The sequence below is a fragment of the Sphingomonas chungangi genome (genome assembly GCF_013778325.1).
GTDB lineage: Bacteria > Pseudomonadota > Alphaproteobacteria > Sphingomonadales > Sphingomonadaceae > Solisphingomonas > Solisphingomonas chungangi.
Map to the genome: position 1 here is coordinate 372,357 of NZ_JACEIB010000003.1, position 18,277 is coordinate 390,633.

General features: G+C 64.6%; 15 protein-coding genes. 8 read left to right on the forward strand and 7 right to left on the reverse strand.

Features of this window, described 5'->3' with window-relative positions; genetic code table 11:
- Nucleotides 1-26 precede the first annotated feature (26 nt).
- The 3 genes from HZF05_RS06065 to HZF05_RS06075 all read right to left on the reverse strand — a co-directional run bounded on the left by HZF05_RS06065 (nucleotide 27) and on the right by HZF05_RS06075 (nucleotide 3,326).
- Nucleotides 27-836, reverse strand: coding sequence for an SDR family oxidoreductase (locus tag HZF05_RS06065; RefSeq protein WP_281367481.1), 810 nt, complete (start codon nucleotides 834-836; stop codon nucleotides 27-29).
- A gap of 48 nt (nucleotides 837-884) precedes the next feature.
- Complete coding sequence (locus HZF05_RS06070) at nucleotides 885-2,324, reverse strand: protein kinase family protein (RefSeq protein WP_160363472.1); 1,440 nt, start codon at nucleotides 2,322-2,324, stop codon at nucleotides 885-887.
- A gap of 120 nt (nucleotides 2,325-2,444) precedes the next feature.
- Nucleotides 2,445-3,326 (reverse strand): alpha/beta fold hydrolase, encoded by an 882-nt coding sequence (locus HZF05_RS06075; protein WP_246331631.1) that lies wholly within the window; start codon nucleotides 3,324-3,326, stop codon nucleotides 2,445-2,447.
- Between the two features lie 278 nt (nucleotides 3,327-3,604).
- Between HZF05_RS06075 and HZF05_RS06080 the strand changes: the two genes are divergently transcribed.
- Nucleotides 3,605-4,432, forward strand: coding sequence for an SDR family NAD(P)-dependent oxidoreductase (locus HZF05_RS06080; RefSeq protein WP_160363473.1), 828 nt, complete (start codon nucleotides 3,605-3,607; stop codon nucleotides 4,430-4,432).
- 213 nt (nucleotides 4,433-4,645) lie between these two features.
- Here the strand turns inward: HZF05_RS06080 and HZF05_RS06085 are convergent, their stop codons facing one another.
- Nucleotides 4,646-5,149 carry an ester cyclase gene (locus HZF05_RS06085; protein WP_160363474.1) on the reverse strand — a complete coding sequence of 168 codons (504 nt, stop codon included), beginning with the start codon at nucleotides 5,147-5,149 and terminating at the stop codon, nucleotides 4,646-4,648.
- Nucleotides 5,150-5,538: 389 nt separating this feature from the next.
- On the opposite strand from HZF05_RS06085, the gene HZF05_RS06090 reads away from it, so the two are divergent.
- A complete protein-coding gene (locus HZF05_RS06090; protein ID WP_343046841.1) occupies nucleotides 5,539-6,747 on the forward strand; it encodes a cytochrome P450 in 1,209 nt (402 codons plus the stop codon).
- A 17-nt stretch (nucleotides 6,748-6,764) separates the two neighbouring features.
- Here the strand turns inward: HZF05_RS06090 and HZF05_RS06095 are convergent, their stop codons facing one another.
- Nucleotides 6,765-7,544 (reverse strand): SDR family oxidoreductase, encoded by a 780-nt coding sequence (locus HZF05_RS06095; protein WP_160363476.1) that lies wholly within the window; start codon nucleotides 7,542-7,544, stop codon nucleotides 6,765-6,767.
- The gene (locus tag HZF05_RS06100; protein WP_160363477.1) at nucleotides 7,541-8,542 is read right to left on the reverse strand and encodes a zinc-dependent alcohol dehydrogenase family protein; all 1,002 of its coding nucleotides are present in this window, start codon (nucleotides 8,540-8,542) and stop codon (nucleotides 7,541-7,543) included. The genes HZF05_RS06095 and HZF05_RS06100 overlap by 4 nt, the downstream gene beginning before the upstream one ends.
- Nucleotides 8,543-8,775: 233 nt before the next feature.
- Here HZF05_RS06100 and HZF05_RS06105 point away from each other — a divergent pair, with 233 nt between their 5' ends.
- From HZF05_RS06105 to HZF05_RS06130, 6 genes are all read left to right on the forward strand, one after another.
- Nucleotides 8,776-11,472 carry a winged helix-turn-helix domain-containing protein gene (locus HZF05_RS06105; RefSeq protein WP_160363478.1) on the forward strand — a complete coding sequence of 899 codons (2,697 nt, stop codon included), beginning with the start codon at nucleotides 8,776-8,778 and terminating at the stop codon, nucleotides 11,470-11,472.
- Nucleotides 11,473-11,598: 126 nt separating this feature from the next.
- The gene (gene kce / locus HZF05_RS06110; RefSeq protein WP_160363479.1) at nucleotides 11,599-12,531 is read left to right on the forward strand and encodes a 3,5-dioxohexanoate:acetyl-CoA acetone transferase; all 933 of its coding nucleotides are present in this window, start codon (nucleotides 11,599-11,601) and stop codon (nucleotides 12,529-12,531) included.
- Nucleotides 12,528-13,637, forward strand: a complete 1,110-nt coding sequence (locus HZF05_RS06115; protein ID WP_160363480.1) for a CaiB/BaiF CoA transferase family protein — start codon at nucleotides 12,528-12,530, stop codon at nucleotides 13,635-13,637. The genes kce and HZF05_RS06115 overlap by 4 nt, the downstream gene beginning before the upstream one ends.
- Before the next feature lie 93 nt (nucleotides 13,638-13,730).
- Nucleotides 13,731-14,252, forward strand: a complete 522-nt coding sequence (locus HZF05_RS06120) for a flavin reductase family protein (RefSeq protein ID WP_160363481.1) — start codon at nucleotides 13,731-13,733, stop codon at nucleotides 14,250-14,252.
- Nucleotides 14,253-14,281: 29 nt separating this feature from the next.
- A complete protein-coding gene (locus HZF05_RS06125; protein ID WP_160363482.1) occupies nucleotides 14,282-15,883 on the forward strand; it encodes a GMC family oxidoreductase in 1,602 nt (533 codons plus the stop codon).
- Nucleotides 15,884-15,895: 12 nt separating this feature from the next.
- Nucleotides 15,896-17,386, forward strand: a complete 1,491-nt coding sequence (locus HZF05_RS06130) for an aldehyde dehydrogenase family protein (RefSeq protein WP_160363483.1) — start codon at nucleotides 15,896-15,898, stop codon at nucleotides 17,384-17,386.
- Nucleotides 17,387-17,400: 14 nt separating this feature from the next.
- Here the strand turns inward: HZF05_RS06130 and HZF05_RS06135 are convergent, their stop codons facing one another.
- Entirely contained in the window at nucleotides 17,401-18,159 is a 759-nt protein-coding gene (locus HZF05_RS06135) for a tyrosine-protein phosphatase (RefSeq protein ID WP_160363484.1), read from the reverse strand.
- Between the last annotated feature and the right edge of the window lie 118 nt (nucleotides 18,160-18,277).

Below are 18,277 nucleotides of genomic sequence, written 5' to 3' on the forward strand. Positions count from 1 at the left end.
ATGACAGGCCGTCGCGCGAAGGGCCGTCAGTGGTATATCTGCATGTAGCCGCCATCGACCACTATATATTGGCCGGTAATGTAGCCGGCATCCTGCGAGCACAGAAAAGCGACCAGTGAACCGACCTCTTCCGGGCGGCCGAAGCGATTGGCCGGAATGCGCCGCATGAAAGCGGTCATGAATGCGTCGTAGTCCATGCTGGCATCCCGCGCGCACTTCTCGAAGAATGCCTTGTAGGCCTCGCCGGTGTCGATGAAGCCGGGCGGCACCGTATTGACGGTTATCCCGAAAGGACCCAGTTCGTCGGCAAGGCTGCGGCTAAGGCCGAGGCCGGCGGGGCGAACGGTGTTGGCAAGCACGTAGTCGAAATTGAGGATCGAGGCGCGCGCGGGCGATTTGGCTGCTCCGGAACCGATCGTCACGATCCGGCCCCAGCCGCGTTCCTTCATGGCGGGCTTCACCGCGCGGGCGAAGTGCGCGAAGGCCTTGACGATATATGCATAGGCCCGATCGAAGGCCTCGTCGTCGAACTCGTCGAAGCTGCCGGATGGGGGCGCGACCGGCGTAAAGATCGCAATGTCCGGCGCGTCGAACGCCTTGCGCGCTTCCTCGACCATGAAGGGGTAGGCGCCCAAATCCGTGAGATCGGCAGACACGCCGATGGCTTCGCCGCCACCGGCGCGTATTGCCCTGACCGTGTCGTCAAGCCCGGCACGGCCTCGGGCCACGACGACGACCCTCGCACCGTTTTCACCGAGCTTTTCGGCGACGACCCGCCCCATGCCATGCGTTCCGCCCGTCACCAGCGCGACTTTTCCCTTTATGCCAAGATCCATGAGATGCCCTTTGGAAAGCCGATAGGAATTGCGCCACGGATCGCGGCGCTATTGCACCGCGACCGCCATGCTCTCGCGTGCTCTGTCCATGCGGCCATCGAGTATCGGCTCGACCTTGGCCATGGCCAGATGATCGACGTCGCCGTTGGAGATGATCAGGCACTGCCGGAGGAAGCGGCGATAGAGCAAGCGGGTCAGTGCCTCGTCATGTTCCGGCCCGGCGTTGGCGACGAAAGCCGCAAGTTGCCGATCCGCGTCCGCCATGTCCCGGGGGCGGTTGCCCAGCAGCCTTTCCTGATCGTCGAGGTCGGCGTCTTCCGCCCAGCGACGGTGGCGGGTCTGGGCCAGAAGATAGTCTGGCACCGAGGCGAGCACGCCACGCTGCCACCCTGCGAAGGTGTCGGTGAGCGGCAGGCGCTGAAGATCGGCGCCGAGCTTCTCGAGCGCCATCTCCTCCATCGGCGAAGGGCGAGGCGCCGGCAGGTCGAAATCCTCGAGTTCGACACCGATGAACTCCGCCAGCGCCTCGATGCAACGCCGGCCGATGAACGCGCATTGCACGGCGGCTTCCACCCAGTCGCCACCGGGATCGGTGCGTGCGAGCGCGAACAAGGGGCCGAAATAGCCGACGCCCAGAAATGCGACGGTGTGATAGGAAATCACGCGCAGATCGAGCGGTTCGCCGAGCGCGCGCTCGTAATGCGCGAACAGCGCCGGCAGATCGCCCATATTCTCGACCGGATGGCGACCGCGGAAGCAGGCGAGATCGTGGAGATGGTCGCCCAGATGGCCGATCTCGACATCGAGCACGCAGGTCAGGTCAGGGCCGTCCGACAGGAATTGGCCGCAATCGCCGGTGACGAGCGATATCCGGTCGCGATGCTGGGGCACATTGCGGCGAAGCCACAGCGTCACGAAGTCCATCAGCGGATCGACGATGCCATGCGCCTTCTGCATGTCGTAGAAGCGTTCATAATGCTGCAACGCGATCTCGTTCGCATTCCGGGGGCGGTAACAGCCGATCGCCTCGATCTGGTCGGCCGGGATGCGATGCATCGCCGCCAGCACTTCCATATATTGCAGGGAGGCGGACCAGCGGTCCGGTGTCATGGTTGAGGCGCTCTCCACCGCCTCCATCACCAGGCCCGGATCGCGACCGCCCTTCACCCAATCCATTACGATGGTTTCGGGATCGCTGCAGAATCCGCGCTGGGGCGGAACGGGAATATCGTTCGCGGCCAGCACGTTGAGAAGGTGCATTTCGTGGATATGAGGGTAGGGGTGCGCAGCCCAGGCCCGATCGGCCTTGAAGACATAATCCTTGGTCGCGCCGGCATCGTCCATGGTGACGCGCCACACCGGCCGCCAGCGGCGTTGCCGCTCGATCTTCGTCACCCTGCCACCCAAATTCGTCTCCGCCCATTTCGTGATGCGCGCATACTGGTCTGCGCTCTCTGCCGGGGTCGCGGTCTCGCTCGACGTGCTCATCGCTATGGGTGTCCTCTCATTGGTACTCGGCTCTCGAGGCCGATGGTTCGCTGTTCGACGATGCGTTCAGCCGATACAAAATGCATAAAGCGGCGCGTGGTGCATGGCAACGTCGAACAGTCAGCGCGGATCGGGTCGGCCTCCGATTTGCGCGTGGCGGCCGAGGCGATCCAAAAGCGTTTCGGCAAACGCATCGTTGCGGTCTCCGGTGATCATATGCCCGACGCCCTTCGCTTCGATCACTTCCAGCTGCGGCGTAAGCCTGCGGAAAAGGTCCACGCTCGCGTCGCTGACGATATTGCTGAATTCCGCGCGCACGAGGATTACCGGGTCTTTGATCCGCGCTGCTGCCTCTTCGAGTGCGATCGTCTCCGAAGGCGGATTGAGAAATTCGGGCGAAACTGTTTTCGGGTCCCACTGCCAGTACAGCCGGCCATCCTCTCCGGTGCGCATCGTCTTGGCCAGGCGCGATGCGTCGGCCGTCCGGGGGCGATCGAGATGGGTGGCGAGGGCATCGGCAGCTTCGTCAAGGGTTGAGAAGCCGCCCATGCTGGCCCGGAAGAAACCACGAAACTCATCGACACCCGAATCGCGAAGCAGCGGGGCGACATCCGCGAGCATCACCATCGCCACCCGCCCCGGGCGCCGCGATGCGCCGACCAGAGCGGCTTGTCCGCCGCGCGATGCGCCGACCAGCACGACCGGTTCGTCGAACCCGTCGATCAGGGCTGCGACATCGCGGGCGAATGCGTCCAGCATATAGTCGCCGTCTTCCGCCCAGCCGCTTTCGCCATGCCCGCGCAGATCGAAGCTGAGCCCGCGATATCCTGCCGCGCCGACCATGCGCGCCGCGCTGTTCCACGATCGACGGCTTTGCCCGCCACCATGGAAGAAGAGGACCGGCAATCCATTGGGCGGGCCGTGCTCGTCGGCGCAAAGCATGACGCCATCGCCATGGAATCGACGCCTTCGGGAATGTGTCATGGTGAGCTTCGACTCCATGGTTTTCGAACGGCGTCGGGCCGTACGGGCGCCAGAGGATAGAGCCAGCCGATGTGCCGAGGCCTATCCTTCTGCAGGCTGCTCCGTCGCTTTGGCATCATCGTCGGCAAAGCTCGCCTTGCGGGTTGGTCGGCGACGACGACTGGGGAGGGCTGACGGGAGGCACTTCGCCCCGCCGCCCAATGCCTATCTTAGGAAAGGCACGGCCCGAACCCAATACCGGCAAGGGCGCTTTTCGCGTGTCGGGCGGATGGTGACGCTTACGAAGGGAATGATCGTTGAAGGTTCTGGAAGGCAAGGTCGCGCTTGTTTCGGGTTCTGGGCGGGGGATCGGCAAGGCTATCGCGTTGAAGCTCGCTGGGGCGGGGGCCAACATCGTCGTCAACGATCTGGATGCGGAAGTCGCGCAGGCAACGGCCGACGAGATCGGCGCACTGGGCGTCCGCGCGGTGGTATGCGTCGGCGACGTCACCGCACCGAGCTTCGGTGAGACGTTCGTCGAGGCCGCCGTCAATGCCTTCGGGACCATCGATATCATCATCAACAATGCCGGCTACGCCTGGGATTCGGTGGTCCAGAAAACGACGGACGAGCAGTGGGCGGCGATGATCGAGGTGCATCTCAGCGCACCGTTCCGCATTCTTCGCGCCGCGCAGCCCGTCATCGCCGCTGCCGCAAAGGATGAGATTGCGCACGGCGGGCGGGCCACCCGCCGCACCATCGTCAATATATCCTCGGTCGCCGGTCTGGGCGGCAATGCCGGGCAAGCCGGCTATGCTGCCGGCAAAGCGGGCATCGTTGGCCTCACCAAGACGCTGATGAAGGAGTGGGGCCGCTACAACGTCACCGTCAATGCAATCGCGTTCGGTGCGATCATGACCCGGATGACGGCCGGCGAGGCGGGCAAGTCGACGATTACGATGAAGGGCAAGGAAATCAAGGCCGGGGTCAGCCAGGAAATCCTCGACGCAATGGAAAGGGGCATTCCGCTCGGTCGTGCCGGCACCCCCGAGGAGGCGGCGGGTGCCGTTTACCTGATGTGTCTGCCCGAAGCCGACTATATCACGGGCCAGGTCATCGTCGCCGGAGGTGGCTGGTCCCTGTGAGGCGTGCTTTGCTTGGTCGGCGGCAGCATCGGCCACTCATGCACGCGCCCCGATCGATATAACGGGCATGGAGGTTGAGTCCTTCACACTTGGCGATGCGATCCACCAGGATTTGCAAATGGCAGGTTTGGGGCAGCCGCCCTCATGCTTGCGATCGCCGGTTCGGCGATTTCGCAGCATGTCCGCCTCCAAGGCGATCATGCTGCGAGGCTTTCACTTGTAGGGGTCGACGGGCTGGCGCTCGGGCAGCACGCCGATGTCGATCAGCATCGACAGCACGTCCGAAATGCTGAAGATATGGACGATCTTGTCGTCCTTGAACTTGACGATCGAGAACCAGTTCACCTGGAATTCGTTGCCCGTCGGCTGGATGCCCATATAGGGGCCGCCGACATGCTTGCAGTAATGCGTCGCGTAGATCCAGATTTCGTCGTCGCCTTTGCCGACGATGTCGATCGTCTTGTACGCGGCGGGAAAAAACGTCTTGTACAAAGCGACGGGGGACGTCTTCCACTCGTCGTACGTGCCGAGATCGGGCCGGTTGGGATTGCCGTACCGGAAGTCCTTGTGGAAATAGCGGTCCATCTTGTCGAACTCGCCGCGGTTCAGCGTTTCCTGATTGTCGACCCAGATCTGTGCGAGAAACTTCTGGCGATCCGTCAGGTCGGAGAGGGTCTGAGGGTCGATCTGCTCGCGGATCGCTTCTTTCCAAGCCATCGTGATGTCCTTCTGCTTAGCAAGGCAACTCGTGAAATGCCGCCTTCTGTGTGGCAAGCGGACACTAGTTGGCCCGATGCGAGGCGCGGCCTATCCCGTGGTAGGCCGAGTTCGGCGGCAATCGTTTTTGAGTTGTGCCCTGCATGATCGCTGTTTTCCCAGCTTCCCGATCCGGCCTGCCGGCAGCATAGGGACGGCTCGGCGGATCTGCTGGAACCGGCACGTCAACGGCGCGAGCGCATCCAACGAGACGACCATTTGGACGTACATCGTGCGGGACCCGGATTGAGGCTTTCACCCACCTGCCGGGCGATAGATGCCGGATGCCGCGAGGGACCTACCGTGCCGGAACGCCCATATCGCCGAGCAAGACAGATAAGGAGAGACACGTGCAGACGCAGCCCGTTATTCCGAGCCACGTCCCGCCGGATCTGGTGCTGCCGTGCCGCATCTTCGATCGCATGACAGTCACCGAAAACCCGTACGAGACTATCTTGCCTGCCATCCATCAAGGCCCGCGGGTCTTCTATGCGGCCAACGTCACTCCGGGGCCGGTGCCGGGCTGGGTGGTTCGCCGGGCCGAGGATTTGCGGGCGATCTACAACGACACCGAAAATTTTTACAAGCAGGGAAACACCCAGTTCGCCGCGATGATCGGCGAAGATTGGGACATCATCCCGACCGAGCTCGACCCGCCGCGTCACGCCGGTTTCCGGGCCGCGCTGAACCCGGTCTACTCGCCGAGCAACATGGCCAAGCTCGACAGCCGGGTGCGCGAGCGGGCGCGTGTCTTCATCGATCGTTTCAAGGATCGCGGTTCGTGCGAATTCATCGGTGAATTCGCGATCCCGTTTCCGGTCACGATCTTCCTGGATCTGCTCGGATTCCCGCAGGAGGAGATGAATCAGTTCCTGGAGTGGGAGACGACATTGTTACGATCGCCCACCAACGGCGACCGGATCACGAGCGTGCACGCGGTCAAAGACTATCTGCTGCGCGCCATCGCCGATCGCAAGAAGAACCCCGGGACCGATCTGATCAGCGTGGCGCTGACTCTGGAGGTGGACGGCCGCAAGTGGACCGACGAGGAAGTGTTCGGCCACTGCTTCAACCTCTATCTCGGCGGCCTCGACACGGTGACCGCCAATATCGGGCTCCATATGCATCATCTTGCGACCAGGCCCGATCATCAGACCTATCTGAGGGAAAACCCGAAGCAGATGGTGATCGCGATCGAGGAGTTTCTTCGCGCTTACCCTGCGGTCACCACCGCGCGGCTTTGCCGAAATCCCTACACGCTGGGCGACGCCACCTTCATGCCGGGGGATTATATCGCCATGTCGACCCCGCTCGCCGGCCGCGATCCCGAATATTACGATGCGCCCCAGGAGGTGCGGCTGGACCGGAAGCCTGCCCATGTCACGCTCGGCTACGGCATCCATCGGTGCTTGGGCCAGCATCTCGCGCGTCGGGAGCTGCAGATCGCCCTGCAGGAGTTTCTTGCGTCTGTCCCGACCTTCGGCATCGCGCCCGGTTTTTCGGTCCCCTTCTTCCTGGGGAACGTCATCCATATCGACGAGCTCCAACTCGCCTGGTGAAATCGAGCTGCGGCCGATCAGCCGCAGCCGACAATGCCGCCATCGACCGGTATCTGCGCGCCTGTGATATAGGCACCGGCGCGGGAGCACAGGAAGACGACGAGGCCCGCGATATCGTCCGGCTTCCCGAGACGTTTCAACGGGATGTGCGCGAGCAGGGCTGGATCGACCTTCTCCTCGTCGAGGAAATGCGCCGTCATCTTGGTCGGGAAAAACCCGGGAATGACGGCGTTGACCGTGATGTTGCGCTCAGCCAGATCGCCCGCCAGATCGCGGGTCATCATGTGGACCGCCGCCTTGGACGCGGCATAGCTGTAGGCATTCAGGCGCTCGGTCTTGACGCCGGCCACCGAGCCTATGTTGATCACGCGCGCCGGATCGTCCTCCGTGCCCGCCCCCGCCAGCTCGGGCAGCAACTCGCGCACCATCGTGAAGGGCGTCTGCACGTTGACGGCCATGACACCCGGCCAGGCCTTGTCGGGGAAGCTGTCGATCGCGCCGCCCCAGGTCTTGCCGGCGTTGTTCACCAGGATGTGGCAGGGGCCGACGGCTTCGCGATAGCGCGCGACGAGATCGACCGCGGCTTCCGGTGTAGAGAGGTCGGCAGGCAGCGCGACACAGCGGCCGAGCGGTGCCATTTCGGCGGCTGCACCCTCACAGACGTCGGTCTTGCGGGATGTGATCGCGACGGTTGCTCCCGCGCGCAACAATCCTTCCGCGATCATCCGCCCGAGCCCCTGGGCGCCGCCTGTGACTAGCGCCGACTTCCCGGTCAGGTCGAACAGGTCCCCGCTCACATGACCACCACTGTCTTGCCGAAGCTGTGCGCGTCGCGCAGGTGCAGCAGGGCCTCCTTGGCGTCCGCGAGCGGAAACGTCCGCTCGATCACCGGCTTGATCCTGTGCTCCCCGGCGAACGCCAGCATGTCCCTGAAATCCTGCGGATCGCCCACCTGACTGCCGACGATGCTCGCGCTCTTCAGGAAGAGGTCGGTGGCGTTGAACTTGATCTCGTTGCCTGCCGTCGATCCGTAGATCACGATCCGCGCGCCGGGATTGATCGCGCGGATATAGTTGGGAAGGCTCGGGCTCGGCGCACCGTCCAGCACGACGTCGATGCCGCCGGTCAGCTTGCCGATCTGTCGACGCCATTCCGGATCGGTGAACAGCAGGCCGCCCTTGGCCCCCATATCGTAGGCGCGCTTGAGGACCTCATCGCTCTCACCCGTCACATAGACGTTGGCGCCCTTGGCGACGGCGAAGGCGAGGCCGAAGGTCGCCACGCCACCGCCGACGCCGCTGATCAGTACGGTCTCGCCGGCCTTCAGCTGACCTTTGAACATCAGCGCCCGCCAGGATGTCAGCGCGGTCAGCGGCATCGCGCCCGCTTCCTCGAAGGACATGAAGGCAGGTTTCGGAGCGAGGTTTTCGACCGGCACGCAGACGTGCTCCGCAATGGTGCCGGGGAAGGGCATGCCCAGCAGGCCGAAATCCGCGGCGGGCGCGTGCCGATCGGCACCCCAATTGCGCGCGGGATAGAGGACGACCTCGTCGCCGACCTTCGCCCCCGTGACACCTTCGCCGACCTGATCGACGATACCCGCACCATCACAGCCCATGATGGTCGGCACAGTCATTCCCGGATATTGGCCGTGCACGATGAACAGTTCGCGATGGTTGAGCGAGCCGGCCTTGATGGCCACGCGCACTTCGCCAGGGCCCGCGGTCGGCGTGGGAACATCCTTGACCGAGACGCTGTCGAAGCCGTTGGCCTGTTCGAGATACAAAGCCTTCATGAAAGCCTTCCTTGGTAGGCCGTTAGACGGCCGGAAACCCTGATTTTCGTCGTGAATGGCTGCTTACGGAGCGCGCGCAACCTGTCAACGGGCAGGGGGGGAAGATGCAAGTTGGCATGACAGCCTATCGTGCGATAGGAAAACATATTGCGTTCTTGCCCAATTCCGTGAAACTATCTCTGCATTCAACAGAATCGCTCCAAAAAAGGGGCGACCAGGAGAGGTTGACGACCATGGGCCTTGTTCCCACGACGATCGTGCCGCCGCGTTCCAGTCACATCATCGTCGCGCGCCCGACGCTCGATGCTTTTTTCGAGGCCATCGACCGGTCGCGGCTGACCATGGTCACTGCGCCTGCCGGCAGTGGCAAGACCACCGCCGCACTTTCGTGGTTCCATCGGCTGAAGGGGGCGGGCCGCCCGGGAATGTGGCTCGCGGTGCGTGCTGGCATTCGTGATCTGCCCTCCTTTCTGCTCGCGTTCCGGTCGGCGGGCGTCGAGGCTGGCCTTCCCTGGCAGGACCTCGATCCGCACGGCCCTGACGATGCCTGGCTCGCGGCGCTGGCGGAAGCCCGGGCCGGGGATGCGCGTCCCGTCCTCGTGATCGATGATGCGCAGCTGTTGCCGCCCGTGGCGATTGAGTTCCTTGCCCAGGCCGTCGCCAGCGCACGTGATGCCGTGACGATGATCATCGTCTCGCGGGGGGCTTTGGCGATCCCGGTCGCTCGCACCCGGGCGTTGGGCTTTCTCGTCGAGGTTGGCGCCGCCGACTTGCGCTTCGATCGTCAGGAAGCGATCGAGCTGGTGTCCCGCACGGTCGGTGCGCCGCTCGATGCCCAAGAGATGCAGCAGATCATCGAGGATGCACACGGCTGGGCATCCGGGCTGGTGATCGCGGGAGAACTGTATCGACGCGACGCCATGCGAGGTTCCGCATGGAAGCCGCTGCTCGGTAACCTATGCTCCGAATTCACCAGCTATTTTCACGAGGAGGTGCTCAGCCTCCAGACTCCGGCGATCCGCGATTTCCTCGTCAACACGAGCATCTTGGCCGAACTTACCGCGCCTGCCTGCGCTGCCGTGACCGACGACGACGATGCCCGCGCCATGCTGGACGATGTGTACCGCGCCGGGCTGTTCCTCAACGCGATCGACGAAGAGCGCAGCCGCTATGCCTATCATCCGCTGTTCAAGGAGATGGTGCTGGGCCGGCTCGCCGAAAGGGCACCCGCGCGCGCGGCCGAGTTGCATCGCAGGGCGAGCCGTTATTTCGCCGGCCAAGGTGATAATCTGACGGCGCTCCACCATGCGCAGGCGAGCGCCGACAAGGATTTTCTGGCCGATCAGCTCGATGCCGTCGCCAACGATCTTATCTATACGGGTTACCTGTACCGCATCGAGGAACTGAGCGCCGATATCCCCTGGTCCGTGATGCGCAGTCGCCCGACGCTCCTGCTCGCGCTCGCGTGGCGGCGTATCCGGCGGCTCTCCTTTGCCTCTGCCTCGCGCCTGCTGGATGCTGCGGTCGCCGTGCGTGACGAAAGGCTCGTCGAAGGCTTGTTGGACGCGCATGCGGCCGAGACGTTCGATCTGCTGTTGCGCCATCGCCGGCTCATGCTTGAGGCGGCGCGGGACAATATGGCCGCGATCGAACAGGACGCCGAGCAGTTGCTCTACGATCTGGGCGACGAGCACCCCTATCTCAGCTGCACGCTGCTGGCGCAGCTTATGGCGGCCCGACGTGAGCTTTATCACTTCCAGGACATCCTGAAGCTGGAAGCGGAGACACGCCGCGCGTTGGATCGTGCGAACACGCGCTTCGCCGCGATCGCGCTGAAATCGTCGATCGCGCCGACGCTGATGGCGCGCGGTAACACCGCCGTCGCGCGCCGCTGTCTCGATGAGGCATTTGCAGCGGCGCAGCAGCGCGACGATCTCGGCTTTGGCCTTGCCGCTCTGCCTGCCCTGCCGCTGGCGGAGCTGCTCTACGAAGCCGGCGAGCTGGATCAGGCGAGTGAGTTGGTGGAGCGCTATCTGCCGGCGGTGCGGCAATGGGGCTTCGTCGATCAGCTGGCATCCGGATTCCTGGTGCGCGCAAAGCTGGCATTCGCCCGCGGGGATACGAACGCGGCGCTCGTGGGGCTTGACGAGGCGCATCTCATCGCGATCGAATGCGGATTGGACCGGCTGCGTGCTTTTGTCGTCGCCGAGCAGGTTCGCATTTTCATCAAGAGCGGCCAGCTTTCGGAAGCAGAGGCCGCGATGGTGGCAGGCGATGTCGGCACGGACTGCGAGCCCGTGCCGACGCTCAATCCCACCAGGCAGAACGAGAGTGTCGCGATCGCGTGGATCCGCATCGAGATGCAGCGACATCGCCTGGTGCGCGCACGGAAGGTCGCGTCGCGCTGGCTCGATTTGCTGAAGCGGACGGGCGCGATCCGGTCAGCAGTCACCTTCGAATTGCTGCTCGCAGAGATTTCCGTGTTGCAGGGCAATCGTTCCAAAGCTCGCAGAGCCGTTCGCTCGGCGGTCGAAATGGCCGAATCGGCGGGCTGGGTCCGACTGTTCCTGGACGAGGGCGAAGTGATCTCCTCCCTATTGTCGGAGGCCTACGCTCATGGGCCATTGCTTGACACGCCGGCCGACAAATTCGCCGCTCGTCTCGTCTCCCTTGTCAACGGTGGCCCTGCGGTTGGCGCGGAGGAAGAGGAGGATGACGAGAGCTTCGGCCTCTCCAGCCGCCTCGCCAACCGTGAGATCGACATTCTCACCATGGTCGGCGGTGGCTTGCGCAATCGGGAAATCGGCGAACGCCTCGGTCTCACCGAAGGCACCGTCAAATGGTACATGCAGCAGATCTACGACAAGCTTGGGGTTCGGCGACGGCCCCAGGCTGTGTTGCGCGCGAGGCAGTTCGGGCTGTTGGCCTGAGGCTGGCCTTCCAGTCCCGTTCGGCCGATCCGTGTGAACCTACCGCAGGTCAGGTCCACGCAGCGCCGGAGCTTGCCACGTCCAGCTTCGCGCGGCGTTCCGCTCCGGAGATAAGGCAGGGATTTCATGGCAAAAGGCAAGGTCATCATAAGTTGCGCCGTCACCGGCGCGATCCACACCCCATCCATGTCGCCCTACCTGCCGGTCACGGCCGAAGAAATCGCCGAATCCGCGATCGGCGCGGCGGAGGCGGGCGCCGCGATCATCCATCTCCACGCGCGCAACCCGATCGATGGCCGGCCGGATCAGAATCCGGATCTGTTCGAGCCCTTCCTAAAGGTCATCAAGCAACGCAGCGACGCGGTGATCAACCTCACCACCGGCGGCCATCCCTCGATGCCGGTCGAGGAGCGGATTCGGCCCGCGCAAACCTTTGCGCCAGAGGTTGCCTCGCTCAACATGGGCACGATGGGCTTCGGCCTGTTCCCGATGCTCGACCGCTTCAAGGAGTTCAAGCATGCCTGGGAGCCGGCCGCGCTCGAGGCCTCGCGCGATCTGGTGTTCAAGAACACCTATGCCGATATCGAGAAGCTGCTCGGCATCCTCTCGCCGCTCGGCACGCGCTTCGAGTTCGAGTGCTACGACACCAGCCATCTCTACAACCTAAAGTACTTTCTGGATCGAGGCCTGGTGAAGGCGCCGTTGTTCATCCAGACGTGCTTCGGCATCCTCGGTGGCATCGGCAGCCATCCGGATGACATCATGCACATGAAGCGGACGGCGGACCGCTTGTTCGGCGATCAATATGAATGGTCTGTGCTGGGCGCGGGCGCGCGCCAGCTGAGCGTGGTCGCGATGGCCGCTTCGATGGGCGGCAATGTCCGCGTCGGGCTGGAAGACTCCCTGTGGGCCGGCCGGGGCAAGCTTGCCGAAACCAACGCGCAGCAGGTGACGCTGGCACGGCAGATTCTCGAAGGCATGGGACTGGAGATCGCGACGCCCGAGGAAGCGCGAGCGATCCTCGACCTGAAGGGCGCTGACCGGACCAATATCCGATGACGGAGCGCGGCGGGCCGCTCGCGGGCGTCCGTATGGTCGAGATCGACGCGATCGGTCCGGTTCCGCTGGCCGCCATGCTGCTCGCCGACATGGGCGCCGACATCATTCGCATCGCCCGCCCGCCGAGTGCAGGCGTCGGCGCGTGGGACGATGTCGGTGGCGACGTGCTCCACCGCAGCCGGGGCGTCGCCTATCTCAATCTCAAGGATCCCGGCGATCGGGACCAGCTGTTGGCGCTGGTCGGTGCGGCGGACGCGCTGATCGAGGGCTATCGCCCGGGCGTGATGGAGCGCCTCGGTATTGGGCCAGACGCCTGCCTTGCGCGCAACCCCCGTCTCGTCTTCGGGCGGATGACCGGGTGGGGCCAGGACGGGCCGATGGCGCTGCGCGCGGGGCACGATATCAACTATCTGTCGATCACCGGCGCGCTGCATGCCATGGGGGACGGCAAGAGCCCGCCGCCCGTCCCGCTCAATCTGGTCGGTGACTATGGCGGCGGCGCCATGTTCCTGATCGCGGGCCTGCTCGCGGCCCTGCTCTCTGCGAAGGTGACGGGCAGGGGCCAGGTCGTCGATGCCTGCATAACCGACGGCGTGCCGTCGCTCATGAGCCTGTTCTACGCCTGGGAGCCGAAGGGGCTCTGGCGCGATGCTCCGGCGTCCAATCTGCTCGATGGCGCGGCGCCCTTCTATCGCTGCTATCGCTGCGCGGATGGCAAGGACGTCGCGGTTGGCTGCCTGGAACCGCAATTCTTTGCTCAGATGATCAAAGGACTCGGCCTCGAGGATCGCAGCTACGATCAGAACGACCGGGCCGGCTGGGCGGCGATGGAGGTCGACTTTGCGAGTGCCTTCGCGAAGCAGCCGCGCGATCACTGGGCGGCGCTGTTCGCCGGGACGGACGCCTGTGTATCGCCCGTCCTTTCGATGGCGGAGGCGCCCGATCATCCCCATAACCGGGCACGGGGCTCGTTCATCTGTCGCGGCGCGATCGCACAACCCGCCGCGGCACCGCGCATGACCGGGACGCCTCCCGCCATCTCCGAGCCTTACGAAACGGGCGTCGAGCAGGTGATCGCGCGCTGGTCTGCCGGCCGGGCGACGTGATCGACGCCGCAGCGCCCACCCGATGATAGGCCCTTCAACAATGGCGGCACGCTATCGCGACGGGACGAGGGAAGGTCTTACGGGTGACTATCGATGGGTGAGGCGGACGGCGTAGCGATGGGGGTGGCGGAGATTGCGGCGGGTCTCAAATCGGCGATGCGCCGCATGCCAGGCGCCGTAGCGCTCATCAGCACGATCGATCCGGAGACGGGTCAGCCGGCCGGGCTGGCCGCATCCGCAGTGATCCCCGTGTCGATGGAGCCGCCGTCGATGCTCATATCGATCAATCGCAATGCGAGCGCGCATGCGGCGATCGAGCGGGCCGGTAAGTTCTGCGTGAATCTGCTCGGCACCGAGCAGACGGCTCTTGTCGGACTGTTTTCCAGCAGCGATATGCGCGAAAGGCGCTTTTCCGGCCCGGAATGGCTGCGATCGGGCGACTTGCCGTATCTCGCGGGCGCCTGTTCAAATCTCTTCTGCACGATCAGCAAGACCCTTCTGTTCGGCACGCACGAGCTTTTCGTGGGCGAAGTGTTCGAGGTGATCTCCGGCGGCGACAGCGGCGATCCCCTCGGCTGGATCGAGGGCGGTTTCGCGCGCCTCGGCCCGCTTTAGCAGACCGGCAATCGGTATCGGGACAAGGCATGCGCGACGCATACGACTATATCATCGTGGGGGCCGGTTCGTCGGGCTGCGTGCTGGCGAACCGCCTGTCCGAGGATCCGGCGACCACGGTGCTGCTGCTCGAGAGCGGGCCTGACGACACCAGCCCGCTCGTCCATATGCCACGCGGCATCGGCAAGCTGCTCGCGCCCGGCAATCCCCACGTATGGGACTATCAGGTTTCCCCTGGCGGCAACGCGCCGGCGGAGACATGGCTGAAGGGCCGCGCCGTGGGCGGCTCGAGCTCGATCAACGGCATGGTCTATGTCCGCGGCGCGCCGCGCGACTACGACCATTGGGAGGAACTCGGCTGCGACGGCTGGGGATGGTCCGAGATGGGGCGCCGCTTCGTCGAGCTCGAGGATCATCCGCTCGGCGCGGGCGAGTGGCGCGGGACGGGCGGCCCGCTCAAGATCACCATCCATCCTTCGGGCAACCCGCTGTGCGAGGCGGTGCTCGATGCCGCGGAGGAGATCGGCACGCCGCGCGTTGCCGACGAGAATGATGTCGCCACCGTTCGGGACGGCGGAATGGCGTATCAGCCGACCACGACCTACCGTGGCAAGCGTTTCAGTGCCGCGCGCGCCTTCCTCACGCCGGTGCGCAACCGGCCCAATCTCGACGTGCTGCCCGAGACCGACGTGCTGCGCGTGGAGATCACCGATCGCATCGCGACCGGCGTGGCGATCCGCAACAAGAGCGGCATGCGCTCCGTATCGGCGCGGCGCGAGGTCATTCTCGCGGCCGGCGCGATACAGTCGCCCAAGCTGCTCCAGTTGTCGGGGATCGGGCCGGCGGCGCTGCTGAGTTCGCTTGGCGTTCCGGTCGTCTTCGATTCGCCGAACGTGGGCCGCAACCTTCGCGAGCACCGCTATCTTTCGACGCAATACCAGGTGAAGGGCGCAAGCCTGAACTCCAGCTTCCAGGGGCTTGGCCTGCTGCGTTCGGTGCTGGCCTATTTCCTGCGATCGAAGGGCCCGCTGACCCACAGCGCGCACGAGGTCGGCGGCTTCGTGAAGACGAGGCCGGGCCTCGATCACACCGACGCGCAGATCGGCATGGGCCTCTATTCGATCAACGCGACACCTAAGGGGGTTGCCATCGACAGTTTCCCGGGCCTCACCATCCTCGGCTATTTCGCTCGTCCCGAGAGCCAGGGCGAGCTGCGCATCCAGTCCGCCGACCCGGACGCCAAACCCTATATCGATGCCAACCACTTCTCCGCCGAGATCGACCGGGTCTCGGCCGTCTCGCTGTTCCGCTGGCTGCGCAGGCTCGGCGAGGCACCCGCGCTGGCGAAGTGGATCGTTCGCGAGACGCTGCCCGGCCCCTCGATCCGGACCGACGAGGACGTCCTCGCCCATCTGACGTCGCTGGGCGGCACGTCCTTCCATATCTGCGGCACCGCGCGGATGGGATCGGACGCCGAATCCGTGCTCGATCCCCAATTGCGCGTGCGCGGCGTGGATCGCCTGCGGGTGGTCGATACCTCGATCATGCCGACGATCGTTTCCGGAAACACCAATGCGCCGGCGATGGCGATCGGGCTGCGCGCGGCAGACCTGATCCGCTTTGGCCGATAAAGGACCAATATCATGGACGTTCCCTTCACCGACATCGACCAGCTCTTTATCGATGGAGAATGGTCTTCCGCCGGCGGTGGGCGGGAGGCCGTGATCAATCCCGCGACCGAGGCGGTGATCGGTGAGGCGCCCGTCGGGAATGCCGCCGCTGCCGATGCCGCGATCGCGGCCGCGCGACATGCGTTCGATCATGGCCCCTGGCCGCGCCTGACGATGGCGGAACGGTGCGATGCGATGCGCCGGGTGCACGCGGCGCTGCTGGCACGTCGCGACCGCATCGTGCAGTTGATCGTCGCCGAGGTCGGCTGCGCGCAGGGCATCACCAACGCGATGCAGGTCGACGCGCCGCTCGGCCATCTCTTCTCCGCGATCACCCACGCCGACCGCGACGACAGCGTGCGCCTTCCGATCGAGACCGTTCCCAACCCGATGGACCCGAGCGGACCGAGGATCATCGGCGGCACGACCGTGGTGCGCGAGCCGGTCGGCGTCGTCTCCGGCATCACGGGATACAATTTCCCGTTCCTGCTCAATCTCGCCAAGATCATTCCGGCGCTGCTGGCCGGCAACACGCTGGTGCTCAAGCCATCGCCGTTCACGCCCTTTTCCGCATTGTTGTTCGGCGAGGTCGTGCAGGAGGCGGGCCTGCCGAAAGGCGTGCTCAACGTCATTACGGGTGGCCCCGATGTCGGCACGCTGCTGACCACGGATCCGCGCGTCGATCTCGTCAGCTTCACGGGCTCCGAAGGCGTGGGCGCCGCGATCATGGCGCAGGCAGCCCCGACGTTGAAGCGCGTGCATCTCGAGCTCGGCGGGAAATCCGCGCTGATCGTGCGTGCCGACGCCGATATCCAGCGCGCCGCGATGAGCGCGGTCGCGGTGCTGTCGGTCAATTGCGGGCAGGGCTGTGCGCTGCTCACACGATTGCTGATCCACAACTCCATCCGCGCGCAATTCGTGGAGGCGGCGACCGCCATCGCCGCGCAATGGAAGATCGGCGATCCGGCCGACCCGTCGGTGCTGATGGGCCCGCTGATCCGCGAGCAGCAACGCTCCAAGGTCGAGCATTTCGTCCAGAAGGGGCGCGACGAGGGTGCGCGCCTGGTTCATGGCGGCGGCCGTCCGGCAGGCTTGCCCAAAGGCTTCTTCACCGATCTCACGCTGTTCGATGACGTCACCAACGACATGACGATCGCGCAGGAAGAGATATTCGGGCCGGTCGGCGCGATCATCGGCTTCGATACCGACGCGGAGGCGATCGCGATCACCAACGACAGCCGCTTCGGCCTAAACGGGGGCATCCTGACGACCGACGCGGCCAGGGCCTATGAGATGGCGCTCCAGATCCGTGCCGGCTCGGTCGCCATCAACGGCGGTACCGGCAAAATGACCTATGCCCCGATCGGCGGCTACAAGCGATCGGGGATCGGACGGGAATATGGCCCCGACTGGCTGCGCGAGTATCAGAACGAGAAGTCGATCTTCTATCCGATCGGGCGGTAAGGACGGCCGTCCGTCTAGGCGACGAAGACGGCGCGGAAGCGATCGAGCTGTGCCTCATCGACGCCACCGGCGGCAAAGAAGCTTTCGATCGAGCCCCATTTGGCCGTGACCGCGTCGAGCGCGGCGTCGAGAAATTCCAGATCGACGCCGATCATCGCGTCCATCAGCTCCTCGCTCGGGCGGAAGCCGAAATGCTCCTCGAACTTCTCGGGCACGCCACCGCGTGCGCGCATATTCAGCGCGAACACCTCCGATCGCTGATAGTCAGCGACGATCAGGTCGCGCGGCACGCCAAGCGCCGCGAGCAAGATCGCGACCATGACGCCGGTACGGTCCTTGCCCGCGGTGCAATGGACCAGAATGGGGGTGCCCCCGCCCACGATTGCATCGACCAGCATCTTGAGATTGGGCAGGATCTGTGCCGGCATCTCCGAATAGTTGGTGGCGAGCGCACGCTTGCCAGCCTCTAGCGTGGGGTTGTCCTTCAACGTGGCCCAGCCGGCATTGGTAATCACCCGCAGATCGGCCGTGATGTCCATGTTGAGCAATAGCGCGGCGGTCGCCCAGTCGTTGGGATCCTTGTCGCGTTCCGAGTCCGACCGCAGATCGCAGACGAGCTTGATGCCGAGCGCCGCCAATTCGGAGCGGTGATCGTCGTCGAAGCTCGCCGGCCCTTCGGATCGATACAGAATGGCCGGGCGGACGATCCCGCCCGATGCCGTCGGTATGCCGCCGACATCGCGGAAGTTCAGTCTGGAAAGAGCTTCGGTCATTGTTCGTCTCTCCGTTTTCGACTGCGATAGCGTTGCGATGTTGCAGGAGCAGGACGTCCAAGAGGGGCCGCCGCATGTTCCGGCCGCGACCGCAAGAAGCCCGTGGCCGACCCGCTGA

Coding starts and splice junctions, on each gene's coding strand:
- HZF05_RS06065 (WP_281367481.1), bottom strand. CDS start 836: ATGGATCTTGGCATAAAGGGAAAAGTCGCGCTGGTGACGGGCGGAACG.
- HZF05_RS06070 (WP_160363472.1), bottom strand. CDS start 2,324: ATGAGCACGTCGAGCGAGACCGCGACCCCGGCAGAGAGCGCAGACCAG.
- HZF05_RS06075 (WP_246331631.1), bottom strand. CDS start 3,326: ATGGAGTCGAAGCTCACCATGACACATTCCCGAAGGCGTCGATTCCAT.
- HZF05_RS06085 (WP_160363474.1), bottom strand. CDS start 5,149: ATGGCTTGGAAAGAAGCGATCCGCGAGCAGATCGACCCTCAGACCCTC.
- HZF05_RS06100 (WP_160363477.1), bottom strand. CDS start 8,542: ATGAAGGCTTTGTATCTCGAACAGGCCAACGGCTTCGACAGCGTCTCG.
- HZF05_RS06105 (WP_160363478.1), top strand. CDS start 8,776: ATGGGCCTTGTTCCCACGACGATCGTGCCGCCGCGTTCCAGTCACATC.
- kce (WP_160363479.1), top strand. CDS start 11,599: ATGGCAAAAGGCAAGGTCATCATAAGTTGCGCCGTCACCGGCGCGATC.
- HZF05_RS06115 (WP_160363480.1), top strand. CDS start 12,528: ATGACGGAGCGCGGCGGGCCGCTCGCGGGCGTCCGTATGGTCGAGATC.
- HZF05_RS06120 (WP_160363481.1), top strand. CDS start 13,731: ATGGGTGAGGCGGACGGCGTAGCGATGGGGGTGGCGGAGATTGCGGCG.
- HZF05_RS06125 (WP_160363482.1), top strand. CDS start 14,282: ATGCGCGACGCATACGACTATATCATCGTGGGGGCCGGTTCGTCGGGC.
- HZF05_RS06130 (WP_160363483.1), top strand. CDS start 15,896: ATGGACGTTCCCTTCACCGACATCGACCAGCTCTTTATCGATGGAGAA.
- HZF05_RS06135 (WP_160363484.1), bottom strand. CDS start 18,159: ATGACCGAAGCTCTTTCCAGACTGAACTTCCGCGATGTCGGCGGCATA.